The sequence below is a fragment of the Actinomycetospora atypica genome, from assembly GCF_042653685.1.
GTDB classification, from domain to species: Bacteria; Actinomycetota; Actinomycetes; order Mycobacteriales; family Pseudonocardiaceae; genus Actinomycetospora; species Actinomycetospora atypica.
Window position 1 is genome coordinate 268,531 of record NZ_JBHSIV010000004.1, and the last position, 7,314, is coordinate 275,844.

Genomic DNA, 7,314 nt, shown 5'->3' on the forward strand with positions numbered 1-7,314 from the left:
GGCCGACGACGGGTGTGGGTCGTGGCCGCGGCCGCGGCGGCGCTGCTGGTGGCACTGACGGTCGCGCAGACGGCGGCGGGCGCCCGGTTCACCACCGCGCTCGGGCTCACCCCGCCGCCGCAGAGCTTCACCGAGATCTTCGTCGACTCGACCGCGCCGCTGCCCGGGATGCTGCCCCTCGGCGCGAGCGCCACCGTCCCGGTCTCGTTCACCCTCGGCAACGGCAGCCCCGACGCGGCGTCCTACCGCTGGTCGATCACCCAGCAGGCCGGCTCCGCCCCGCCCGCCGTCCTCGCCACCGGCACCACCGACGTCGCCGCCGGCGTCCGCCGCGCCCGCACCGTCCCGGTGACGGTCACCTGCTCGGCCCCGGAGATCGTCGTCGCGATCGCGGTCGCGGGGGTCGACCAGCCGGTCACCCGCCACGTCACCTGTCAGGTGCCCCGCCGATGAGGCCGGTGCCGGTACTGGTGAAGCCCGTACTGGCGTGCGTCACCGACGCCGTCGCCCCCTTCCACGCCGGCGGCAAGGAGCAGCGCACCGCGGAGCTCTCGGCGCGCCTCGCCGACCGCTTCGAGGTCCACGTCCACACCATGCGCTGGTGGGGCGACGAGCCCACCCGGCGTGACGGCGACGTGACCTACCACGGCCTCTGCCGCCCCCACCCGCTCTACGTCGGCGGCCGCCGGTCGATCCGTCAGGCCCTCGCCTTCGCCCTCGGCTGTCTGCGCCTGCTGACCGCGCGCTTCGACGTCCTCGAGGCCGACCACATGCCCTACCTGCACCTCCCCGTGCTCGCCCTGGTCGCGCGCCTGCGCCGGCGCCCCTTCGTCGTCACCTGGCACGAGGTGTGGAGCCGCGACTACTGGCGCTCCTACCTCGGGCCGGCCGGCACGCTCGCCTGGGCGGTCGAACGGATGACGATGCGCCTGCCGCAGCTGATCGTCGCCGCGTCGGCGGAGACCGCGGTGCGCCTCGCGGAGGTGGTCGACACCCCCGTCGTCGTCGCGCCGAACGGGGTCGACCTGGCCGCCGTCGAGGCCGCCCTCGGCCGCCGTGTCGAGGTCCCCGCCGTCGACGTCGTCACGGTCGGGCGCCTCCTGCCCCACAAGCGCGTCGACCTCCTCCTCGAGGCCCTCGCCCGGATCGACCGGCCCGTCACCGCCCGCGTGATCGGCCGCGGTCCCCAGGCGTCCTTCCTGACGACGAGGGCCGCGGCCCTGGGTCTCGACGTCACCGTCCACCACGACGTCGACGACCCCGCCGAGCTCTACCGGCTCGTCGCCGCGGCGCGGGTTTTCGTGCTGCCCTCGGCCCGCGAGGGGTTCGGCATCGTCGCGCTCGAGGGTCTCGCCTGCGGGTTGCCCGTGATCACGACCGCCGCCCCCGACAACCTCGCCCGCCACCTCGTCGCCGACGCCCCCGGCGGGTTCGTCTGCGCCGACGACGTCGGGTCCCTCGCCCGCGCCATCGCCGACGTGCTCGACGGGACCACGGCCGTCGTCGGGAAGGCCGACCGCGACGCCTGGCTCGCCCGCCACGGCTGGCAGCACACCGCGGACCGCCTCACCGCCGCGCTGGCCCCGCTGCTCGGCTCCCCCACCGTCGCCTCCTCCCCCGCCCACCGAGAAGTCGGGACGCCCGCATGACCACCGCCACGAAGTACGTCGACCTCACGCCCCGGGCGAACAGCCACCACCGCCCGGCGTCCGCCGCGCCGGGCGACCTGCTCAGCGCCCGGCCCGACGTGGTGCTCGCCGCGGCCGGCCTCGTCGCGATCGCCGCCCTCGTCCCGCTGCGCGCGAGCTGGGCGGCCCAGGTGGTGCTGCTCGCGCTGGTCCTGACGCTGCCCGGGGTGCTGCTGGTGCGCGCGCTGCGGCTGCCGGCCCCGCTGACGCTCCCGCTGTCGGTGCCCGGGTCGCTGCTGGTGCTGCTCACGTCGGGGCTCGCGGTGAACACGGTCGGCCCGCCGCTCGGGATCGAGGCCCCGCTGCGGCCCGTCCCGGTGCTCGTCGCCCTCGAACTGGTCGGTGTCGCGCTGCTCGCGATCGTGGCCACGCGGACCCCCGCGGTCGACCCGCACTACGGCTGGACCCGCCTGCTCGGGCGCTGGGACCTGCTCGCGCCCGCCGTCGTCCCGCTGGTCGCCCTGCTCGGCGCGCTGCGGCTCAACGCGGCCGACTCGGGGAGCCCGACCTCGGGGGTCGTCGCGGCCGGGACCGTCGTCACCGGGTCGCTCGCGGTGGTCGGGGCCGTGCTCGTGCTCGCGGCCCTCGTGGGCGGGATCGTCGGGGCCCGCCGCGCCGACGACGTCCTGCTCGGCGCCACCCTCTACGCCGCCGGTCTCGCCGTGCTCTGGTCGTTCAGCCTGCGGGCCGAGTCGATCTACGGCTACGACGTGATGACCGAGTTCCGCAAGATGATCGAGACGATCGACGCCGGCTGGTGGAACGCGTTCCGCCCCGGCGACGCCTACGGCGCGATGCTGTCGGTGACCGTGCTCCCCGCGCAGCTCAACGCGCTGTCGGGGGTGTCGGCGGAGATCCTCGTCAAGGTCGTCTTCCCGGCGGTCTTCGCGACGACGCCCGTCATCGTCTACGCGCTCTGCCGCCGGTTCCTGCGTCCGCGGTGGGCCTTCCTCGGCGCCGCGCTGCTCGTGGTGCAGCCGAACTTCGGCCAGCAGATGCCGGGCCTGGCCAAGCAGGAGATCGGCTTCGCGCTGTTCGCCGCCCTGCTGCTGGTGCTCGTCTCGCGGGTCGCGTCGCGGGTGTCGCAGGCCGTGTTCGTCGTGCTGCTCGCCCTCGGCGTCGTCGTCACCCACTACTCGTCGACCTACTTCGGCATCGTCATCCTCGGCGGCGGGCTGGTGATCACGGCCGTGGCCGCGGTGTTCACGCACCGCTGGCGGCAGGTGGTGATGGTCGGGCTCGCGACGTTCACCCTCGTCGTCGGCGCCGGGCTGTGGAACACGACGGTCACGCACTCGTCGTCGAACCTCTCCGACGCCGCCCTCGGGTTCGAGGTCTCCGGCTTCGACCTCCTGCCCAACCGCGCGATCGGCGACGACCTGCTCACCGGCTACATCAAGGGCAACACCACCCCGCAGATCTCCGCGGCGCAGTACGAGCAGCTCGTCACCGGGATCTACGGCACCGACCGGCGCTACATCCTGCCGGTGCCCGACGCCGCGGCGTACCCGATCACCGACGTCGGCACCGCCGCCCCGGTGTCGATCGGCCAGCTGCTCGTCGGCTTCGGCCTGCAGCAGATCGCGTACCTCATGGCGGGCGTGGCCGCGCTGGTGCTCGTGCTGCGCCGGCGCTCGTCGCCGACCGAACGGCTCGTCGGGTCGATGATCCTCGGCTCGGTGGTGGCGCTCGCGATGCTGCGGCTCTCCGGCACCCTCGCCGCGGCCTACAACCAGGACCGCGCGCTGCTCCAGGCGCTCATGGTCCTCGTCGTCGGGGTGGGCTGGTCCGCCCAGCGGCTGTCCTCCTGGCGTCCCCGCGTGACGACCGTCGGCGCCGTCGTCATGGTCGGCGCCCTGTTCGCGCTCAACTCGTCGCTGCTCGGCTCGTTCTCCGGCGCGGGGCGCATCAACCTGGCCGGCGGCGGCGAGGACTTCCAGCGCTTCTACACCTACCGGGCCGAGGTCACGGCCGCCCGCTGGCTCGGCGACCAGGCCGCGTCGCGCCGGCAGGTGGTCTACGCCGACCGGTACGGCACGCTGCGGTTCCTGCTCGGGACCGGCCGCCAGGTCGGGGTGTTCCCCGAGCTCGTGCCCAAGGTGATCGACAAGTCCGCCTGGATCTACGCGACGTCGGCCAACACCCGCGAGGGCGAGGTGCGGTCGCAGACGGCGGGACAGATGGCCTCCTACGGCTTCCCGTCGGCGTTCCTCGACCGCCACTTCGACGTCGTCTACACCAATGGCACGTCCACGGTGTACCACCGGTGAGCGGGCTGGGGAGGGTCCCGCGGAGCGCGCGGGCGCGGGTCGCGGCGGTGGTCCTGGCGGTCGTCCCGCCGCTGCTCACCGAGCCGGTGGTCGCGGTGCTGGCGGCCGCGACGGCGACCGCGATGCGGGTGCTCCGCCGACCCGGCGTCGCCCTCGCTCGGGAGAACCTGCGGGTGGTGCTGGGCGCCGACGTGCCGCCGCGCCGGCTCGAGCGCGTGTTGCGGGAGTCGCTGCGGCAGTACTACGCGCACTGGTGGTCGATGCTGCGCATGCCCGCGCTCGGCGTCGCCGGGGTCTCCCGGGCCGTGACGATCTCCGGCCTCGACCACCTCGTGCCCGGACGCGCCGCGCTGCTGGTCGGCGCGCACATGGGCCGCTACGAGTGGAGCACCGCCGCCCTGTCGACCGCCGTGCGGGACCGGACCGGGAGGCCGCTGCTCGGCGTGGCCCGCCTGTTCGACTCGCCCGTCACCGAGGCCGCGATCAGCACCGTGCGCGCCGCCGGCGGCAACGACGACATGCACTGGATCGACCCCGCCGCCCGCGCCCGCTCCGCCGGGGTGCTCGTCCGACGCCTCGCCGAGGGCGGGGTGGTCGGCGTGATGATCGACCGCTTCTCCGTGGGCGCGACCGCCGAGGTCCCGATGTTCGGGCGGCGCGTGGTGCTCGCGGCGTCGCCGGTCGCGATGGCCGCGCGGACCGGGGCGGCCCTGCACCCCATGACCTGCTGGATCGACGACGACGGCCAGGTCCACTTCGACGTGCACCCCTCGGTCGAGGTCCTGCACTCGTCGGTGCTCGGCGAGGAGGAGCGCTGCCGCGCGGCCCTCGAGGCGGTGGCCGCCGCGTTCGAGAAGGAGATCGGCGCCCACCCCGAGGCGTGGCACGTGACGTCGGAGATCTTCCGGTGAGGGCGGCGGTCGTCGTCCCGGTCGGGCCCGGGCCGGCGGAGTTCGTCGACGACACCCTCGCCTCCGTGCGCGACCGGCTCGGCGTGCCGCACACGCTCGTCGTCGTGAACGACTCCCCCCGCCGGACCTGGCCCCCCGGCGTCGTCGTCGTGGCGGCCCCGCCGCGGGCCCCCGGGGGTCAGGGCGGGCTGTTCGTGAAGCTCGCCGCCGGCATCCGGTGCGCCGTCCAGCTCGGCGGGTTCGACGTGCTGCTGCGCCTCGACACCGACGCGCTGGTGCTGCGGCCGGGGGTCGTCGACGCTGCTCGGAGGCGGTTCGAGGCCGATCCCTCGCTCGGACTGCTCGGGGCGGTGCGGGTGGGGCCCGACGGCGGGGCTCGCTCGTTCGCTCCCGCTGCGGCCGCCCTGCGGGCCGAGGCGGGACTGCGGGGTCTCGTGCACCCGCTCCTGCGCCGTCGGCTGCGGTCGGGCCCGCTCGACGGGGTGCACGCCCTCGGCGGGGCCTACCTGCTCTCGGCGGCCTGCTGCTCGGCCCTGATGGAGTCGGGCTGGCTCGAGGCGCCGGAACTCGCCCTGTCGCGGGCCGGGGAGGACCACCTCATGGGCGCCGCGGTGCGGGCGTGCGGGTTCTCGTTGGGTGAGTTCTCCCGGCCCGGCGATCCCTTGGCGGTGCGGTGGATCGGACTGCCCGACTCCCCCGCCGCCGTGTGGGCGTCCGGCGCCTGCGTGACCCATTCCGTGCGCTCGTGGGGCGTTCTCGACGAGGCCGCGGTGCGGGCGGAGTTCCGGTCGCTCTGTTCCTCGGGCGTTCCTTCCTGACGATGCCGTGGGGCTTTCCGTGTGCGTCGCGCATACGGCCGGCCGACTCGACGTGTCGCTGTCGCGCCGTTGCGTCGCGCATACGGCGGGGCCGACTCATGTGTCGCTGTCGCGGCGTTGCGTCGCGCGCACAGTTCCGGCGCATTCGCCGCGTCACTGCTCTGAACGTTCACAGTCGCAATGCCTCCGAATGACCTCTCGATCTTCCCGAACACCCGTTCGACAATGGAGGCATGACCGCAGCACACCGGGTCGACCCCGACCCCGAGGACCAGGCGTACTGGGACGCCGTGCTGCCCGTCGACGAACCCACCCTCGATGACGACGACCCCGACCTCACCCTCGCCGACCTCCACGCGCTGGCCGCACGTCTCGACGCCCCACCCGAGGACGACCTCGATCCCGATCCCGACGACACCGGCTGGGCGATCCCCGGGATGCCCACCCCCGCCGCGGACGACGACTCTGACGTCGAGGGCCTGTCGCGGACCTCACGGGCGGCCCTCGCCGAGGTCGCCGCCGCGGCCCGCGCGATGCGCATCCAGGGCGCCCGGCTCTACCGCGCCATCGCCGCGCTCCGCGAGTCCGACGCCGTCACCGAGACCGGCTACAAGAACCTCGCGCGCCTACTCGAGGACCACATCCGCCTCGACCCCGCCCACGTCAAACGCCTCGCCGTCCACGCCACCGCCCTCCAGCCCACCACCAGCCCCGCCGGTGCCGCTCTGCCGGCGGCGCTGCCCGCGACCGCTGCCCGGGTCGAGGACGGCGAGATCGGCGCCGAACACGTCCAGGTCATCGAACGCACCATCACCCGCCTACGCGCCCTGCCCGCCGACACCGCCCTGCCCGACGAGGTCATCGACACCACCGAGAAAGAACTCGCGACACTCGCCGCGACCCGCTCCCCGGCCGCGCTGAACCGGGCCGCCACCGGCATCCTCGCCCTGCTCGACGCCGACGGCACCGCCCCCGACGACAGCACACCCCCGGACAACGAACTGCACCTGCGCGAACGCAACAACGGCACCCTCGAAGGGAAGTTCGCCTACCGCGACCCCGCGGCCGCCCAGCAGTTGATTGCCGCGCTCGCCGCCGCCACCCCGCCCGCCGAATCCGCCGCGCTCGCCGACCCCGACGGCCGCGGGCCGACCGGCCCCTACGGTGAACACGGCGAGAGCCCCGGCGCGAACGCGCTGCGCACCCTGCCGGCCCGCCCCGCCCAAGCCCTGCTCGACCTCGCCGCCGAAGCCCACACCCGCGGCCTCAATATTCCCGACGATCACGCTGCCCCCACCGACGCCGACCACGACAGCGACACATCATTCAGCGCCTCCGGCGACGGCGACGGCGACGGCGACGGCGACGGCGACGGCGACGGCGACGGCGACGCCTCATTCGACAACGGCAATGGCGGCGACGAGTCCGACCATCACGTCGAGGACAGCGACTCCACCGTCGACCAGGACCCGGCCACGAAAGCCTCCGAGTCAGCCGCTAGACCGGAATGCGATACCGGGCGAGAACCGCCACCGCAAACCGGCGAGAAACAGCGAGCAGCGCCGTTGTGGACCCGCCCCGACTACGAAGGCGGCGAACGGATCGCGCTCACCCTCACCGTCGACTA

The 7,314-nt window shown here is 74.5% G+C and carries 6 protein-coding genes; all 6 read left to right on the plus strand.

Going from position 1 to position 7,314, the window contains the following annotated elements:
- Window positions 1–21 precede the first annotated feature (21 nt).
- The gene (locus ACFPBZ_RS05855; protein WP_378035071.1) at window positions 22–453 is read left to right on the plus strand and encodes a hypothetical protein; all 432 of its coding nucleotides are present in this window, start codon (window positions 22–24) and stop codon (window positions 451–453) included.
- Entirely contained in the window at window positions 450–1,649 is a 1,200-nt protein-coding gene (locus ACFPBZ_RS05860; RefSeq protein WP_378035072.1) for a glycosyltransferase family 4 protein, read from the plus strand. Before ACFPBZ_RS05855 ends, ACFPBZ_RS05860 begins: the two co-directional genes overlap by 4 nt.
- A complete protein-coding gene (locus ACFPBZ_RS05865; protein ID WP_378035073.1) occupies window positions 1,646–3,958 on the plus strand; it encodes a hypothetical protein in 2,313 nt (770 codons plus the stop codon). Before ACFPBZ_RS05860 ends, ACFPBZ_RS05865 begins: the two co-directional genes overlap by 4 nt.
- Window positions 3,955–4,869, plus strand: coding sequence for a lysophospholipid acyltransferase family protein (locus tag ACFPBZ_RS05870; protein ID WP_378035074.1), 915 nt, complete (start codon window positions 3,955–3,957; stop codon window positions 4,867–4,869). Before ACFPBZ_RS05865 ends, ACFPBZ_RS05870 begins: the two co-directional genes overlap by 4 nt.
- Entirely contained in the window at window positions 4,866–5,687 is an 822-nt protein-coding gene (locus ACFPBZ_RS05875) for a glycosyltransferase family 2 protein (RefSeq protein ID WP_378035075.1), read from the plus strand. Before ACFPBZ_RS05870 ends, ACFPBZ_RS05875 begins: the two co-directional genes overlap by 4 nt.
- A 233-nt stretch (window positions 5,688–5,920) precedes the next feature.
- Window positions 5,921–7,314, plus strand: a 1,394-nt coding sequence (locus tag ACFPBZ_RS05880; protein WP_378035076.1) for a DUF222 domain-containing protein, incomplete at its 3' end; no start/stop codon positions are given.

What these genes read in the sequence shown, in the direction of transcription:
- ACFPBZ_RS05860 (WP_378035072.1), top strand. Translation starts at nt 450, where the DNA reads ATGAGGCCGGTGCCGGTACTGGTGAAGCCCGTACTGGCGTGCGTCACC.
- ACFPBZ_RS05865 (WP_378035073.1), top strand. Translation starts at nt 1,646, where the DNA reads ATGACCACCGCCACGAAGTACGTCGACCTCACGCCCCGGGCGAACAGC.